The organism is Clostridium sp. LIBA-8841 (assembly GCF_034439435.1).
In the GTDB taxonomy this organism is placed as follows: Bacteria; Bacillota; Clostridia; order Clostridiales; family Clostridiaceae; genus Sarcina.
Map to the genome: position 1 here is coordinate 211,049 of NZ_JAPCKJ010000005.1, position 16,635 is coordinate 227,683.

Annotated in this window: 16 protein-coding genes and 10 tRNA genes; 8 read left to right on the plus strand and 18 right to left on the minus strand. The window is 30.5% G+C overall.

Annotation, left to right across the window (positions count from 1 at the left end; translation table 11 throughout):
- Window positions 1-12 precede the first annotated feature (12 nt).
- Both OIF33_RS14015 and OIF33_RS14020 read left to right on the plus strand, forming a co-directional pair.
- Window positions 13-444: a DMT family transporter gene (locus tag OIF33_RS14015; protein WP_322504886.1), complete on the plus strand. Its 432-nt coding sequence runs from the start codon at window positions 13-15 to the stop codon at window positions 442-444.
- A gap of 66 nt (window positions 445-510) precedes the next feature.
- Complete coding sequence (locus OIF33_RS14020) at window positions 511-1,707, plus strand: S8 family serine peptidase (RefSeq protein WP_322504887.1); 1,197 nt, start codon at window positions 511-513, stop codon at window positions 1,705-1,707.
- A 2-nt stretch (window positions 1,708-1,709) separates the two neighbouring features.
- On the opposite strand, the gene OIF33_RS14025 is transcribed toward OIF33_RS14020, so the two are convergent.
- A complete protein-coding gene (locus OIF33_RS14025; RefSeq protein WP_322504888.1) occupies window positions 1,710-2,762 on the minus strand; it encodes a peptidoglycan DD-metalloendopeptidase family protein in 1,053 nt (350 codons plus the stop codon).
- Window positions 2,763-2,997: 235 nt separating this feature from the next.
- Between OIF33_RS14025 and OIF33_RS14030 the strand changes: the two genes are divergently transcribed.
- Both OIF33_RS14030 and OIF33_RS14035 read left to right on the plus strand, forming a co-directional pair.
- Window positions 2,998-3,999 carry a DnaD domain protein gene (locus OIF33_RS14030; RefSeq protein WP_322504889.1) on the plus strand — a complete coding sequence of 334 codons (1,002 nt, stop codon included), beginning with the start codon at window positions 2,998-3,000 and terminating at the stop codon, window positions 3,997-3,999.
- Window positions 3,996-4,991: an ATP-binding protein gene (locus OIF33_RS14035; protein WP_322504890.1), complete on the plus strand. Its 996-nt coding sequence runs from the start codon at window positions 3,996-3,998 to the stop codon at window positions 4,989-4,991. Before OIF33_RS14030 ends, OIF33_RS14035 begins: the two co-directional genes overlap by 4 nt.
- Before the next feature lie 92 nt (window positions 4,992-5,083).
- Here the strand turns inward: OIF33_RS14035 and OIF33_RS14040 are convergent.
- The 11 genes from OIF33_RS14040 to OIF33_RS14090 all read right to left on the minus strand — a co-directional run bounded on the left by OIF33_RS14040 (window position 5,084) and on the right by OIF33_RS14090 (window position 6,680).
- Window positions 5,084-5,159: transfer RNA gene (locus tag OIF33_RS14040), tRNA-Thr, on the minus strand.
- Between the two features lie 3 nt (window positions 5,160-5,162).
- Window positions 5,163-5,239, minus strand: a tRNA-Asp gene (locus OIF33_RS14045).
- Between the two features lie 12 nt (window positions 5,240-5,251).
- A tRNA-Val gene (locus OIF33_RS14050) sits at window positions 5,252-5,327 on the minus strand.
- Between the two features lie 5 nt (window positions 5,328-5,332).
- A tRNA-Glu gene (locus tag OIF33_RS14055) sits at window positions 5,333-5,407 on the minus strand.
- 5 nt (window positions 5,408-5,412) lie between these two features.
- Window positions 5,413-5,489 (minus strand) — tRNA-Asp (locus OIF33_RS14060).
- A gap of 14 nt (window positions 5,490-5,503) precedes the next feature.
- Window positions 5,504-5,579: transfer RNA gene (locus OIF33_RS14065), tRNA-Val, on the minus strand.
- 6 nt (window positions 5,580-5,585) lie between these two features.
- Window positions 5,586-5,660 (minus strand) — tRNA-Glu (locus tag OIF33_RS14070).
- Between the two features lie 7 nt (window positions 5,661-5,667).
- Window positions 5,668-5,744 (minus strand) — tRNA-Asp (locus OIF33_RS14075).
- Window positions 5,745-5,758: 14 nt separating this feature from the next.
- Window positions 5,759-5,834 (minus strand) — tRNA-Val (locus OIF33_RS14080).
- Window positions 5,835-5,838: 4 nt separating this feature from the next.
- Window positions 5,839-5,913: transfer RNA gene (locus tag OIF33_RS14085), tRNA-Glu, on the minus strand.
- Between the two features lie 197 nt (window positions 5,914-6,110).
- Window positions 6,111-6,680, minus strand: coding sequence for a hypothetical protein (locus tag OIF33_RS14090; RefSeq protein WP_322504891.1), 570 nt, complete (start codon window positions 6,678-6,680; stop codon window positions 6,111-6,113).
- Window positions 6,681-6,888: 208 nt separating this feature from the next.
- Here OIF33_RS14090 and OIF33_RS14095 point away from each other — a divergent pair, with 208 nt between their 5' ends.
- Complete coding sequence (locus OIF33_RS14095; RefSeq protein ID WP_322504892.1) at window positions 6,889-8,133, plus strand: NAD(P)/FAD-dependent oxidoreductase; 1,245 nt, start codon at window positions 6,889-6,891, stop codon at window positions 8,131-8,133.
- A gap of 180 nt (window positions 8,134-8,313) precedes the next feature.
- On the opposite strand, the gene OIF33_RS14100 is transcribed toward OIF33_RS14095, so the two are convergent.
- From OIF33_RS14100 to OIF33_RS14125, 6 genes are all read right to left on the minus strand, one after another.
- On the minus strand, window positions 8,314-9,072 hold the full coding sequence (locus OIF33_RS14100; RefSeq protein ID WP_322504893.1) for an acyl-ACP thioesterase domain-containing protein: 759 nt from the start codon (window positions 9,070-9,072) through the stop codon (window positions 8,314-8,316).
- A gap of 23 nt (window positions 9,073-9,095) precedes the next feature.
- Window positions 9,096-9,836: an acyl-[acyl-carrier-protein] thioesterase gene (locus OIF33_RS14105; RefSeq protein ID WP_322504894.1), complete on the minus strand. Its 741-nt coding sequence runs from the start codon at window positions 9,834-9,836 to the stop codon at window positions 9,096-9,098.
- A gap of 131 nt (window positions 9,837-9,967) precedes the next feature.
- The gene (locus OIF33_RS14110; RefSeq protein WP_322504895.1) at window positions 9,968-10,510 is read right to left on the minus strand and encodes an NADH peroxidase; all 543 of its coding nucleotides are present in this window, start codon (window positions 10,508-10,510) and stop codon (window positions 9,968-9,970) included.
- Between the two features lie 369 nt (window positions 10,511-10,879).
- Entirely contained in the window at window positions 10,880-11,071 is a 192-nt protein-coding gene (locus tag OIF33_RS14115) for a DUF1858 domain-containing protein (RefSeq protein ID WP_322504896.1), read from the minus strand.
- A gap of 120 nt (window positions 11,072-11,191) precedes the next feature.
- Window positions 11,192-11,671, minus strand: coding sequence for an NUDIX hydrolase (locus tag OIF33_RS14120; RefSeq protein ID WP_322504897.1), 480 nt, complete (start codon window positions 11,669-11,671; stop codon window positions 11,192-11,194).
- Window positions 11,672-11,799: 128 nt separating this feature from the next.
- A complete protein-coding gene (locus tag OIF33_RS14125; RefSeq protein ID WP_322504898.1) occupies window positions 11,800-13,086 on the minus strand; it encodes an adenylosuccinate synthase in 1,287 nt (428 codons plus the stop codon).
- Between the two features lie 499 nt (window positions 13,087-13,585).
- Between OIF33_RS14125 and sdaAB the strand changes: the two genes are divergently transcribed.
- From sdaAB to OIF33_RS14140, 3 genes are all read left to right on the plus strand, one after another.
- Window positions 13,586-14,266 (plus strand): L-serine ammonia-lyase, iron-sulfur-dependent subunit beta, encoded by a 681-nt coding sequence (gene sdaAB / locus OIF33_RS14130; RefSeq protein WP_322504899.1) that lies wholly within the window; start codon window positions 13,586-13,588, stop codon window positions 14,264-14,266.
- A complete protein-coding gene (gene sdaAA / locus OIF33_RS14135; RefSeq protein WP_322504900.1) occupies window positions 14,267-15,148 on the plus strand; it encodes an L-serine ammonia-lyase, iron-sulfur-dependent, subunit alpha in 882 nt (293 codons plus the stop codon).
- Window positions 15,149-15,394: 246 nt separating this feature from the next.
- Window positions 15,395-16,600 carry an SIS domain-containing protein gene (locus OIF33_RS14140; protein ID WP_322504901.1) on the plus strand — a complete coding sequence of 402 codons (1,206 nt, stop codon included), beginning with the start codon at window positions 15,395-15,397 and terminating at the stop codon, window positions 16,598-16,600.
- Window positions 16,601-16,635: the final 35 nt, after the last annotated feature.

Sequence of the window (16,635 nt, forward strand, 5' to 3'; positions counted from 1 at the left end):
GAGGTGATTATTATGCTTGGTATTATTTTAGCAATTATTTCAGGTGCAGCTATGAGTATCCAAGGAGTTTTTAATACAAGAGTTTCAGAAAAAATAGGAGTTTGGGAAACAAACACCATAGTTCAGGGATCTGCTTTTGTTCTAGCTTTATTAATTATGCTTATGTTAAGAAGTGGAAACTTCTCTGAACTTCGCGCTGTAAACAAAGTATATCTTTTAGGAGGGGCAATTGGTGTTGTTATAACCTATACTGTTATGGCTGCTGTAGGAAGTTTAGGACCAACCTTTGGTATATCTATAATTTTAATATCTCAACTCCTAACAGCAGGGATAATTGATGCTTTCGCTCTTTTTGATACTGAAAAAATCAAATTTGCTGCACATAACTATCTTGGAATTATAATAATGATAATAGGAATTATCATATTTAAATGGAAAAGTTAATACATTGTCAAAATCATACTCCCATTCATATATTATAAAATAATAAATAATATGGGAGTATTTATTATGTTTTCAATAAAAAATAAATTGGATAGCAATCTAAAAATTTATATAAATCGCTCTTATTATACTAAGTATCGAGTTTTAATCAAATGTAAGAAATTTATGAAAGATATGGCAAAGAAAATGCCTCAACTAAAAGGTACTATTGTAAGAGAAATTGAATCACTAAATTTGATTTGCGCTATTCTTACACCAAAAGCCATTAATAGATTAATTGAATATCCTGAAATAGAATTTATTTCTTTTGATGACCATGCTATTCTTTGTGGTCTTAGTATTGGAACAGCAAATAGACTTCCCTCTAATAAGTCTTTTAATTTTACTGGCAAAAATATATCTATAGGATTAGTTGATAGTGGCGTTTATCCTCATCAAGATTTATTGAATCCTAAAAATAAAATAGATATGTTTTTAGATTTACTAAATAACTATTCCTATCCTTATGATGATAATGGGCATGGAACAGCTCTAAGTGGAATTATATGTGGTAGCGGTTATTCCTCTAAGTTCGTTTTTAAAGGTATTGCAGAAAACACTAAAATAGCTTGCATTAAAGCTTTTGATGCTACTGGTAAAGGATATGTATCAGATATACTATTTGCTATTCAGACCCTTATATATCAAGAAGAAAATCCTATAAGAATTTTATGCTTACCATTTGAACTTACTAGCCATAATATTAGAATCTCAGATTATTTTAATGAGATTTTTAAATTAGCTGTTAGCAAAAATATTATTCCTATTGTTCCTTCTGGAAGCATAGAAGGAGATAACACTATTCAGGGCTTAGCATTATCTCCTTGGTGTATAACAGTTGGCGGTATAGATTCTACAAAGACACCAACAACAACTTTTAAATTTTCTTCATCTGGAAATTCTAACTTGAAAAAACCAGATTTTTGTTCTGCTTGCGCTAATATAATGTGCTTAAACTCAGATAAGCAATATATCTCTGAGAGAAATGGCATAAAGCTATACCCTCATAAATTGGATAGTAGCTACACTGTTTTTCAAGGAACTTCTTTAGCCTGTGCCTACATATCTGGAGTATGTGCATTACTTTTAGAGTCTAAGCCAGAACTAAACTATAAAGATTTATGTTCACTATTAAAAATAGCTTCTAACAATAAATATGAACTTCCTTCAGATTCTGTTGGAGAAGGAGTCATTGATTTATCCTTCTTACTAGAAAATGTATAGGACTAATTTATATAATCTACGGGATTAATAGGATTCCCTTTATATCTCAATTCTAAATGTAGGTGAGGCCCAGTACTTCTTCCAGTACTACCGACTTTTGCAATAGTCTCACCTTTTTTCACTTCTTTTCCCGATTCGGTTAATATCTCACTAGCATGTGCATATAAAGTTTCTGTGTTATCATCATGTTTTATTATAACCATATTTCCATATATATCATCATAGCCTACAAAGCTTACTACACCATCGCAAGCTGCTTCTATAGGTGTTCCACTTGGTACAGCAATATCTACGCCTCTATGCCCCCCTCTGCTCTTTTCTCCAAATACAGATGTTACAACTCCACCTCTCGTTGGATGTGATAAGAAGGTCATGTTGGAGTTAATAGGATTCTTTACTCCCTTATAAATCTTAGTACTCTCTGCCTCTTTTAAAATTGATTCAGATATTACTTCACTATTTTCTTCTTTTCCATTTATAAAGGTCATTTTCTTTTTAACCTTTTTTTCTCCCGCTTTTCCATTTTCAACAGTATTATCACCTAAGTACTTATTATCTACTTTTATAATCTCCACGGCTGGATCTATTGGTACAGTCTCTTCTACTTCAGCTTTAACAGTTATTTCTACTAAAGGCTCATCTAGAATCTTATTACTTAACAGAATTTTAGATGAAATTTCATCAACTGAACTGATATCTTGAGATAAAACACTATTTTTTTTCAAATCTACTTTTGTATCAAATTCTACCTCTTTAACTAAAACTCCACTTTCAGAAGCTTTTTTAACATATTTTTCTTTGATTTCATTTAAAACATCCTCTACAGTATCTTGACTATCTATATAACCTACCACATTGTTATTTAAAGATAGCTCATAAGCCTCAACATAAATATTAGCCATACGGCTTACACCCTCAACAACATATTCAAATCCTCCTTTTTCTGCATACAAGGAATTTGCAAATACCTCAGTTTTAACTGTAGAAAATAAAATAATTAAGGTAAAAAGAAAAACTCTACTAAAGTTTCTCCCCTCGCCCTCCGAAATACTCATATTCAAAATTCTCCTTTTAATAAAAATTTTAGTTTAAAATTAAACACGTAAATTAATGTGCCCATTAAAATAAAACTTATTCATTCAAATAAAATATTTTTTATATTTTATAAGAGATTACTTTATTGTTATAGAAAAGACACTTTGATATAATTAAACATAGTCTAAAATTTTAATTTATTATAAATCTTTAATTATTAGACTATTTATACAAAACTAGAAAGGTGGTTATTTTTTGAGTACTTTTATGTTAAAAAACTCAGCCACTAAATTTACTCCTGTTAGTAATGTATTCATAGAAGAATATATGCCTAAAGCTCGTGGGGAATTTATTAAGGTTTATTTGTTAATGATAAAATATAGCTTTACGGGGGAACCTGGAGTTAACTCTTCAATTTTAGCAACAAATTTGAACCTTTTAGAATCAGATATAATGAATGCTCTTAATTATTGGCATGAAGAAGGTGTCATAAAATTAGTTCCTATAGATAAAATGAATAACTTTAAAATAGAGTTTGTAGACTTATCGGAAGGCAATCATTCATCAAATCAAAATTCTGTTGATTTATTGTCAGCACTTGATGAAAATAATACTAAAGATATGCTGAAAGATATAGAAAAACTTATATGTAGACCTTTATCAACAAAGGAAATGACTACCTATCTTTCTTGGCAAACAGAGCTTAATTTTTCCTCTGAGCTTATACTAATATTAATAGAGTATTGTGTATCTAAAGGAAAAAAAGATGTTAGATACATAGAAACAGTGGCTCTTGGTTGGCATAACGCCGGAATAAAATCAATAGAGGAAGCTCAAGCTTACATAACTAAAACAGAAGATAAATGGGTTAAAATAAGAAAAATACTTAAGTATTTAGGAATACAAAATACTGAGATAATGAAGCCTCAAGAAACTATGATGGAAAAATGGCTTCTAACTTATAACTTCTCTGTTGAGTTAATACTTAAAGCTTGTGACATATGCTTTGAAAGACTAAATAGAGCTGACTTTAAATATATAGACGGTATTTTAGCTAAATGGTTTAAAGACGGTATAAAAACTCTTGATGATGTTGCTAAGAAGGATGTTAAGAAGTCATCAAACATCAAAAAACCATTTAATACAAACAATACAGCTCAAATTCAAAAGAAACCAGCTAGAGAAGCAAACTTTACCCAAAGAGATTATGACTATGATTCCTTAGAAAAACAATTGTTAGGATGGGATACTGAATGATTAAAGGTTATAAAAGTCAATTAATGGATATGTACGAAAAAATTCGTCAAAAAGAAAAATCAAATCTAGCTAATAGACAAAAAGAAATAAAAGAAAAAATACCTCAAGTATTTGAATATGAAAGAGAAATAAGTAAGCTTTCTCTAAAACTTTCAATGCTTGCTTTAAGAAAGCATGAAAAAGAAAGTTTTGAAAAACTAAGAAAAGAAATCGAAAATCTTAGAGATGAAAAAGATCAACTGCTTGCTATGAATGGATATTCAAAAGATTATTTAGATATGCATTATAAATGTGAAAAGTGTAAAGATACAGGATATATAGGCGCTGAAAAATGTGTTTGTTACAAAAGAAAACTTGTAGAGATATACTATGAGAATTCTCATATGGCTGATGCCTTAAAATTAAATAACTTTTCAAAATTTGATATAAATGTTTTTTCTTCTATGAGCAAAGGAAATGAAAAGTATTCTCCAAGAGAAAATATGCAAATCATTATAGACAAAATGATTAATGGATATATTCCAAAATTTAATAGCCATAATGAAAATATACTTTTCTATGGAAGTCCTGGTACCGGAAAAACATTTATGACTTATTGTATAGCTAAAGAGTTATTAGATAATGGATTTCTTGTAGTTTATAGAACTTCTGATGAGCTTATTAGAAATCTTAGAGAAATAAGGTTTAATAATGATCGTGAATTAGAAGGATTGCTTATAAATTGTGATTTACTTGTTATTGATGATTTAGGAGCCGAACAAATAACTGATTTCTCAACTACTGAGTTATTTACTCTTCTAAACAAAAAAATATTATTAAATAAAAAAATGATTATATCAACTAATTTAAATTTACCTGAACTCAAACAGGCTTATGCAGAAAGAATAACTTCAAGATTACTTGGAAACTTTATTCTGTTTAAAACCTATGGAGATGACATAAGAATAAAGAAAAATCTTCAAAAAAGAAAGAATATATCTTATCTTACTTAAAAGATAAGATATATTCTTTTGGCATAAATAAATTAAATATCGAAATATTCTTTTGAAGAATAAAAAAGAACTTCAGTTAAACTGAAGTTCTGTGGAGCTGATGATCGGACTTGAACCGATAACCTGCTGATTACAAGTCAGCTGCTCTGCCAATTGAGCCACACCAGCGCATGGCGACTCAGAAGGGGCTCGAACCCTCGACCTCCGGCGTGACAGGCCGGCACTCTAACCAACTGAGCTACTGAGCCATTTAAAGTTTATGGTGGTCGCAACAGGGATCGAACCTGTGACCCCCTGCTTGTAAGGCAGGTGCTCTCCCAGCTGAGCTATGCGACCTTATATGGTGACCCCTAGGGGAATCGAACCCCTGTTACCACCGTGAAAGGGTGGTGTCTTAACCGCTTGACCAAGGGGCCAAAACTGGCGACTCAGAAGGGGCTCGAACCCTCGACCTCCGGCGTGACAGGCCGGCACTCTAACCAACTGAGCTACTGAGCCATTAAAAACTTTAATGGTGGTCGCAACAGGGATCGAACCTGTGACCCCCTGCTTGTAAGGCAGGTGCTCTCCCAGCTGAGCTATGCGACCGTAATATGGTGACCCCTAGGGGAATCGAACCCCTGTTACCACCGTGAAAGGGTGGTGTCTTAACCGCTTGACCAAGGGGCCAAAAATGTGGCGACTCAGAAGGGGCTCGAACCCTCGACCTCCGGCGTGACAGGCCGGCACTCTAACCAACTGAGCTACTGAGCCATTAAAAGTTTTTATGGTGGTCGCAACAGGGATCGAACCTGTGACCCCCTGCTTGTAAGGCAGGTGCTCTCCCAGCTGAGCTATGCGACCGTGATGGTGACCCCTAGGGGAATCGAACCCCTGTTACCACCGTGAAAGGGTGGTGTCTTAACCGCTTGACCAAGGGGCCACATTAACTCTTAAAACCACATCATTTTTGACCAGTTTTAGCTTTAAACTAAATTTGTTTATTTTGTTTTTGTCTTTCGCACTTGGCGACCTGACAAGGAATATAATACCCAAAAAATAATCTTATGTCAACACTTTTTTCAGTCATTTTAGTCTATTTATAGCTATTTAATAAAATTATATTTATTATTCGCTTTTTTACTCAAAATTACTCTCATTTTCTATTTTTTCAACTATTTTTTTATAAATTTCTAATTGTCTTTCTCTCCAAGCTCTCTGCTCTTTTAATTTTTCCATGTTAAAATGACAGATTTCAAGGAATTCTGGCTCTTCTAGGACCTTAATATTGAACTTATAGCTGTCCTCTCTGAAGTTTCTTCCACTAGCTTCGATTTTTATTGGATATTGTCCATTTAAGTATATCAATATATCTTTATCCCAGAATCCTCTTTTATTAGCGCCTTTAGAAAAATCATTTAAAACTTCTAAAGATTTTACCTCTTCAATTGATTCCTCAAGTGAATCAATTATTCCTTTATAAAATAAAGCCGAAATTCCTCTATTTATTTTTATTTTTAATAGATTAAGATTTTTTTTAATAATATCATCAATTTCTCCTTCTGAAATAAGTTCTCCATCTTTCATTTTGAAAGTTTTTATTCCTGACTTATCAGAATAATCTACAACTACTTGATCATAATTCATCCTTCTAATCTTTAATTCTGTATTGTGTCCCTCCATAGTACTATTTGTAATTTTAAATTTCATAATACTCACCTCATTATTTAGTATTGCTCCTAAAAAAAATAATATGACTTATGATTTTTATCATTCTTTAAGTATTTAATAATAAGTAAATATGATACAATACAAACTTAGAAATGTTATCATTAAATAAACAAGACTTTTAGAAAATTATTTTTAGGTTAGTATAAAAATTAAGATATAACGATACGAGAAGGGAGAAATTAAACTTATGATATACCATGACGTAGTTGTTCTAGGCGGTGGAGCTTCTGGTTTAACAGCTGCAATTACAGCAAAAGATTTTGGTTTAGATGTTGCTATAGTCGAAGGAACAGACAGAATAGGAAAAAAGATTCTTACTACAGGTAACGGTAGATGCAATATAACTAATTCATTAATAGGATTTCCATTTTCAAATTTTCACAGTAGTAATGATGGATTTTTTATTAAAACATTAAGCAAGTTCTCTGTTGAGGATACAAAGGCTTTCTTTCTTAATCTAGGATTACCAATAATAGAACTTGAAAAAGGTAAAAGTTATCCTCAATCTTTACAAGCTTCTTCTGTTGTGGATATATTAAAAATATCTTTAGAAGAACGTGAAATTCCTCTTTATAATTCATATAAGATAAAATCTATCCACAAATCAAAAGGAAAATTTGTTTTATCCACAGGAAATGAAGATTCTCCTGTGATTAAGTGCAAAAAGTTAATTATGGCTTGTGGAGGAAAATCTGCCCCTAAAACTGGTTCTGATGGTTCAGGTTATACTTTAGCTAAAAATTTAGGACACTCAATTGTTGAACCTAATCCAGCTATTGTTCAATTAAAACTCTCTCATAATAAATTAAAAGCTTTATCTGGAATAAAGTTTAATGGCTATGCTGAAGTTTTATGTGATAGAGAAAGTATTAGAAAAGACTTTGGAGAGATTTTATTCACAGACTATGGAATATCAGGTCCTCCAATACTACAAATTTCTAGAGAAGCATCTTTAGGATGTTTTAAAGGTAAAGATGTTAAGATTGTAGTTGATATGATGCCTGAAAAGTCATTAACTGAATTAGAAGATTTCTTAGAAGGACACTTTGCTGTTTTTTCTTGTAGAGAAGTTATAAACTCGCTTATAGGTATTGTTAATAAAAAAATGATACCTATACTTTTAAAAGAAGCAGGTATCGATAATTTACATAAACCATGTTATGAACTTACTTGGAAAGAGAAAAAATCATTGATAAATCTTATGAAATCTTGGGAATTTAAATGTACTGGAACAAATGGCTTCCAAGCAGCTCAAGTAACTACTGGTGGAGTAAACACAAAAGAAGTTGATCCAGAAACCCTTCAATCAAAAATCGTAGATAATCTTTATTTCTGTGGGGAATTATTAGATGTTGATGGTGATTGTGGTGGATTCAATTTACAATGGGCTTGGAGTTCAGGATTCACTGTTGCTCTTTCCTGCACACTTTAATAAGTAGACTATTGAAATAATCATATATATTAAAATAAAAAATTATAAATATTAAATTAGATTAATAGTTATTAAAAAAGGTGTTTAATTAGAAAATAAAACTTTCTAATTAAACACCTTTTCTATCTATGAAAATTTCATAACATAACTTCTAAATTTAAATTACCCCTTAACTATTAATTAAAACTCTTTTTTCCAAATAGTTTCTATTAGAGCTGATACTTCTCCTAATCTATGATTAATTATCTTGTAAAGGCACTTATATCCCTCTTCAATCTCGTCCCACTGGCAGACAATACTTACATCATCACCAAGTCTAACTTCTTTCTCATACTTTATTTTAGCTGATATAAGACTATATTCATCTAAAATACACTCTGGAGTAGCTTCCATAGTCCACTCTAAGTATTTAGTGTTATTAACATGCTTATTGAAATCTATATCGCTTCTTCTCACTGAAAGGTTTGCTTCTAAATCTTCTCTTATTAATTTTTCGACTTTAGTTGATTTTAATTCCACCTCTCCAGTATCAGCCATATTTATTAACTCACAATATTCCTTAGGAATCCTAACTGCTCTACGCTTTTCTAAATCTATTAATAAGAATATAATTTTTCCTTCTGCAATAAGTTCATTTTTATCATCATAAACTTTATAAACTCTACTAGCATAGAACTTTTTTATTCCTTCTAAATAAGTTTCTACATTAATAGAACTTTTATATGGTATTGGCTTCTTTATATCAATTGAATAACTATAAATAATCCAACTTAATCCTTGATCTTTTAAGTATTTAATACCCTCATAAGCTAACTCTTCTTCATGAACCGCTGATACATCACCAAAAATTTTCATAAGTGGTACCATTCTTACATTTTTGTTGATATCTGAGTCATAATATAATACGTCATATTTTTTTGCAAATTTATTTTCGCTCATAATTTCATTCTCCTAAATATTTTTTAATACCAATAAGTTTCTGCTAAAGTAATGTTTTTTCCTTCTTCATTCTGTACTTTATGAAGAACTTTTATTTCATTTTCTCCTCTAATTATTTTTGATTTTATATTTACATTATGACCATATGTAATTTCTTTTTCAAATTTTATTTTTATTCTTTTCATTTTATATTTTAAAACAATATCCACTGGAACGGTCTCTAAAACCCATTCTATGTACTTAATATTACTAACATGCTTATTTAAATCTATATCTAAATATCTTATATGAAACTCTAAAGAAATATCTTCTTCTTCGAATTTCTCAAAATCTAGCTTTTTTCTTAATAATTTTGAAGACTCTTTACTTACCCCATGAGCCTCATATTCTGCATCACTTATCCTTGCAGGTCTTCTAGTACTCTTATTTATTAAAAAAGCTAATACATTAGCTCTAGACACTAAATTTCCTTCCATATCATAAGCCTCGAATATTCTATTAGCATAAAATTTTCTTATAGATTCAACATAAGTTCTAACTTTAACTTTTTCCCTATATCTCGGATATCTATTCACGATTATGTCATAATCAAAAAATACCCATGTAGTATCATTATCATTGTTTGTACAATTCATTGAATTTTCTTCTTCTTGACTCAAGCAACAATCAGAAAAGAAATTCATCATTGAAGTTATTCTACAGTCTTTTCTTCCATCAGTTTCTCCATAAGTAATTTCATATATTTTTTCATACGTCTTCCCCATTTATATCACTCCTCATTTGGAAGTATATCAAATCAAAAAATACCTTTCAAACAACAAAAACACCACTAAATTAGCTAATTTAGTGGTGTTCTTTTACAAATATATCAATACAAACAAAGTATTATGGATTCTTATTTAAAGTATCTGTTTAATAATCCAGCGAAAGCTTTTCCGTGTCTAGCTTCGTCTTTACACATTTCGTGAACTGTATCGTGGATTGCATCTAAGTTTAATTGTTTAGCTAAAGTAGCTAAGTCTTTCTTACCTTGACAAGCTCCATGCTCTGCATTTACTCTTGCTTGTAAGTTAGCTTTTGTATCAGCTTCTACAACTTCTCCTAACATTTCTGCGAATTTAGCAGCATGCTCTGCTTCTTCGAAAGCTATTCTTTGATATGCTTCAGCAACTTCTGGGAATCCTTCTCTATCAGCTTGTCTAGCCATAGCTAAGTACATTCCTACTTCTGTACACTCTCCCATGAAGTTAGCTTGTAATCCTTCAATTATTCTTTCATCTACACCTTTAGCAACTCCGATTCTGTGCTCGTCAGCGAATGCTAAGTCTTCTCCTTGCTCTATGAACTTGTCAGCTCCAACTCCACATACTGGGCATTTTTCTGGTGCTTTTTCTCCTTCGTAAACATATCCACATACTGTACAAACAAATTTTTTCATAATATTATTCCTCCTACAAAACAAACATTTATTTAATTTCAATTTATAATCATAATTTAAAAGTCTTTATTATTAAGTCGTTTCTTGTTGATGTTTTTTTCTTCATCAACCTTATGTCATTATTATATAATAATAATTATTATTTAGCAATAGTTATTTCTAATTTTTTTGAAATTTTTTTATAAAAACTATGTTTTAAACTAATTTTTATTTTTAGATAAAATATAAGATCCTCCTTGTAGGTAATCCTTTTCAAAATTTGTTAAACTGAAAAGCTAATTAAAAATCAATATTAATCTAAAATAGAGTTTTATAAAAAATAAGAAGCATTTTAAAAAAATGCTTCTTATTTTTAAGCAGAGTTTAAAATTAGTCTTCTATGTTATTTATAGCATTTACTAAATCATCTAAGTTTATTCCGTGAACCATAGCAGCTTCTTCTAATGTTTCAGATTGAGCTGATGGACATCCAACACATCCCATTCCGAAGCTCATTAATACCTCTATAGCTGTTGGCATTTTTCTTACTATTTCTCCGATTGTCATATCTTTAGTTATCATAATTAACTACACCTCTCTTAACTAATCTTAAATTAAAAGTTATATTTTTAATTATACTCTCTCTAAATTTCAAATACAAGTATTTTACTCTGAATTATCTCTTTAAATTTAAAACTCTTATTATATATAATTTTCTATATTTAATTTTTCTATTATATCCTTTATTACTACTCTATCAGGTGGATTTATATTTTCTAAGTCAGGAACTTCATCTTTATAGAAAAATACAGCATCTGCACTTTCCTCTTCATCTAAAATAATTTCTCCATCATAGTCATTTGTAATAAATATAGAAGAAGCATTATAAATTTCATCTCCATTAGGATATTCATTGTAACAATTCTCACCAGAATAAACATTAAATAAGTTTAAACTCTTAACTTTAAGGCCTACTTCTTCATATGCCTCTCTAACAGCAGCCTCTTGAAAGCTTTCTCCTAACTCTAAACTTCCACCTGGAAGCCCCCATTTATTATTATCAGTTCTTTTTTGTAATAATATTCTTCCTAACTTATCTATTATTACAACACCTGCTGAACACATTATAAGCGGTCTATGTGGATTAGGAAGTTCTTTTCTTAAATCCATTATATATCCCATACAACTCTCCTCTCAACCTATATATTTTTATTCTAAATTAATTTAAAAATATTATACCCTAAAATCAAAAATAGCTTAAGATTAAATAATCTTAAGCTATTTTCTAATTAGTTATTTGTTAGTATTTATTAAAGTTCTTCTCTTACTCTTATAGTTTGGTTTCTCTTTGGTCCAACACCAACTATAGAAACTTTAGTTCCTGTGAATTCTTCTATTCTTCTTAAGTAAGTTTTAGCGTTCTCTGGTAACTCATCATAGCTTCTTGCTTCAGCAACTTCTTCGCCCCATCCTTCGAACTCTTCATATATTGGCTTACATCTAGCTAAATCTTCTAAACTAGCTGGGAAGTAATCTATAACTTTTCCATCTAATTCATATCCAACACACATTTGTATTTTATCTAATCCAGCTAATGTATCTATTTTAGTTACTACTAATGAAGTTAATCCACAAACTCTTGTAGTAGTTTTTAAGATAACAAGGTCTAACCAACCACATCTTCTTGATCTTCCTGTAGTTACTCCATATTCATGACCTTTTTCTCTTATCCATTCACCAGTTTCATTTTCAAGCTCTGTTGGGAATGGCCCTTTACCAACTCTTGTAGTATAAGCTTTAGCTATACCAACAGCATTAGTTATCATGTTTGGACCTACACCAGCTCCACTTGGAACTCCACATGAAGTTGTGTTTGATGATGTAACATATGGGTAAGTTCCATAATCTATATCAAGAAGCATTCCTTGAGCTCCTTCAAATAATACATTCTTATCAGCTTGGATAGCATTGTATATTTCAACTGAAGTATCTTTAACATATGGTCTTAATCTTTCAGCAAATGCCATATATTCATTGTATATTTCATCAAAGTTTAATTCTTCTCCACCTAATAATTTGATGTATCCATTTTTCATTTCGATGTTTATTCTTAATTTTTCAGCAAAAGAATCTTTGTGCATAAGGTCACAAACTCTTATTCCTGATCTTTCATATTTATCTGTATAACAAGGACCTATTCCTTTACAAGTAGTTCCTATATCATTTTTTCCTCTAGCTTTTTCTTTTAACTTATCTAAAGTTATGTGGTATGGCATTATAAGGTGTGCTCTATCACTAACTATTAATTTCTCTGGAGTTACTTTTACTCCTAAGCCTTCTAAATAATCTATTTCTGTAAATAGTGCTTTAGGATCTACTACAACACCATTTCCTATTACGTTTAATTTCTCGTCATGTAATATTCCTGAAGGTATTAAGTGTAACTTATATTGTTTATCTTCAACTTCAACTGTATGTCCAGCGTTATTTCCTCCTTGGAATCTAACAACTACTTCTGCTTCTTCTGCTAAATAGTCTGTCATTTTTCCTTTTCCTTCGTCTCCCCATTGAGCTCCTAATACAACAAATGCTGACATTTTTATTTCCTCCTTATAAAAAGAACATTAACATTCTTTCTTTATAAACCATAACGGTTAATCAACTTTTTCCGAGTAGACAATGTTCGTATTTATAGGTATTTTTGCTATAAATTTCATTGTCCTATACCATATTAACAGAGTAAAACCCTTAGGTCAAGGCAATAAAAACGAATGTTTTAACATATTTTCAGCCCTAAAGTTCATTTTGTTTAATTTGATTAAACATTATTTAATTAAATAATATTTCTTCGCCAAATTTCTTATTAATATGATTCATTTTTCCTAATACTTATTCTTAGCAATAAACTGATTTTTTAACAAATATTTTTTTATATTTCTAAAAATTGATTAAATTATTAATAAAATTTTTGCTATTAAATTTAGGTTAAAACTTTCAATTAAATATAAAAAAAATGTTATACTATAGTTAATAAAACACTTACATATTAGAGACTAAAATATCTTATTTTATTACATATAACAAAGGAGAATAAAAATGAATACATATGGTGTTTTCGATATTCTTGGACCAATTATGATTGGCCCATCTAGTTCTCATACAGCAGGTGCTGCGAGACTTGGAAAAGTAGCTAGAGCAATTTGCGGTAAACCAATGAAAAAGGTTACTTTCCTTCTACACGGTTCTTTTGGAAAAACTTATAAAGGCCATGGTACAGATAAAGCTTTAGTAGCTGGTATTCTTGGAATGGAACCTTCTGATACAAGACTTAGAAATTCTTTAGAAATAGCAAAAGAAAAAGATATTGAAATAGAATTTAAAGAAGTTGATTTAGGTGATGTACACCCTAATACGGTTAAATTTATAATTGAAGATATTGATGGTGTTTTTCATGAAATAGTAGGTTCATCAATAGGTGGTGGAAGTATTAAAATCACTGAAGTAAATGGTAGTGTTGTTGAATTTACTGGTGAATATCCAACATTAATAATTTCACATAAAGATATTCCTGGAGCTGTATCTAAGGTAACAACAATAGTTTATGAGCACAATATTAATATTGCCTTCATGAAGGTATTTAGAACAGAGAGAGGAAAGGCTGCAAGAATGGTCTTTGAAATGGATAACCCTCTTACTAAGGAAATAATTGATGAGATTAAAAAAGTTGAAGCAGTTGAAAATATAGTTGTTATAAATCCAGTAAAGGAGGAAATATAAATGCTTGCAAGAAATGGTGCTGAATTATTAGAAATATGTAAAGAGAATAATTTCTCCTTAGCTGAATATGCAATTCAACATGAAATGGAAAGTAAAAACTGTACTAGAGAAGATGTAATTAAAGGTATGGAAAAAGTTCTTCATGTTATGAAAGAGGCGGCTAATGAAGGTCAAGAAAAAAAAGTTTATTCTGTTAGTGGATTAATCGGTGGAGATGCTTACAAACTAAGAAAATACTTAAATAAAGGAAATACTCTAACTGGAGATGTAATGGTTGGAGCTATGGCTAGAGCTTTATCTTGCTCCGAAGTAAATGCTTCTATGGGAAGAATAGTAGCCTGTCCAACAGCCGGTTCTTGTGGAATATTACCTGCTGTAATCCTAACTGTTGGTGAAAGATTAGAATTGAGTGATGAGGAGCTTATTCAAGGATTATTAGCTTCTTCTGCTGTAGGAATGATTATTGCTCAAAATGCTACTTTAGCCGGTGCTGAAGGTGGATGCCAAGCTGAATGTGGGTCTGCAGCCGCTATGGGTGCTGCTGCCACTGTAGAAATGATGGGTGGTACTCCAGAAATGGCCCTAGATGCTGGTGCCATCGTCCTTAAAAATATCCTTGGACTTGTTTGTGATCCAGTAGCTGGCTTAGTAGAAGTACCATGTGCCAAGAGAAACTTTGCTGGTGCTGTTAGTGCTTTAACTACCGCAGACCTAGTTATGGCAGGAGTTCATAGTAAAATACCTTTTGATGATACAGTTGAAGCTATGTATAGAGTAGGAAAATCACTTCCTGCTGCCTTAAGAGAAACAGCTTTAGGCGGCTTAGCTATCACTAAAACTGGTCTTGAATTAAAAGAAAAAGTTTTTGGTAAAGATAAATAAATTATTATTTATGAGCATATATTTTTATATGCTCATTTTATTTTAAATTAATATTCTAAAAAATAATTTAAATACAGTTCTATTTAAAATAAAGCATATTTTAAAATTTTATTTCAAAAGCTATAAGTAAATTATTGACATTTCTTACAATAATATTGTAAGATTAACTTGTAGTAACATCATTACTTATGATGATTTTTATTTAAATCAACTGGTAATGACAACATGATAAATGAGGTGAGAATTATGAATAAAGTTTTTGGTTTTACACAGGAAGAATTAAAAAGCTTAAAAGCTATCTATACAGCTAATGAAATATATCAACAACCTGAATTATGGAAAGAAACCTTAAGTATAGTTGAAAATAATAAAGAAGACATTGTTAATTTCTTAGATAAAAATCTAAACAAAGAAAATGTAAGAATAATCTTAACTGGAGCTGGAACTTCAGCTTATGTTGGAGATACTATTTACCTTTACTTAGCTAAGAAATTAGGTAAAAGGGTTGAAGCTATAGCTACTACTGACTTTGTTGCAAATCCTGATGAATATATAGATGAAAACGTAGCTACTATCTTAGTTTCTTATGCACGTTCTGGAAATAGTCCAGAGAGTGTTGGAACTTATGATTTATTTGAAAAGAAGGTTCCAAACCTAGCACATATAGTTGTTACTTGTAATAAAGATGGCCAACTAGCTAAGAAATCTCAAGAAAAAGAAGGAAACTTAGTTTTATTAATGCCAGAAAAATCAAATGACAAGAGTTTTGCTATGACAAGTTCATTCACTTGTATGACATTAGCTACTCTACTTTTATTTGATATAGCTAACCTAGAAGAAAACAAAAAGATTGTTGAAGAATTAGTTATTAAAGGACAAGCTTCTCTTGATAATCAATGGGAAGATGCAAAAACAATTTCAGATTTAGGTGCTGAAAGAATTGTTTACGTTGGTTCTGGCGCTTTAAAGGGTCTTTGTCATGAAATGGCTCTTAAAAACTTAGAATTAACTTCTGGTAAACAGGTTACTGTTTGCGAATCAATCTTAGGATTCAGACATGGTCCTAAATCAATAATAAATGAAAATACCTTAGTTATATTCTTATGCTCTACAAATGATCATACAGCCCTTTATGATTATGACTTAATAAAAGAAGTTTATAGTGATGAAGGAACTCAAAAGGTTGCTGTTTTAAGTTATTTAGATAAAGAAAATCTTAAAGAAATTTCTCATAACTATATAACAGCTAATGGATCAAAATTAGATGATACATTTGTAGCATTTAACTATATAATCTTTGGACAAATGATTTCTTTATTCAACTCTTTAAGACTTGGAATTTCTCCTGATAATCCAAGACCAGATGGAACCGTTAATAGAGTTGTTCAAGGTGTTATAATTCACGAATATGAGAGTGAGCTTAATTCAAAAGAAGTTCTTACTAACTCTTAATTAAAACTTATTTAAATAAAAAAGCAATTGGTGTA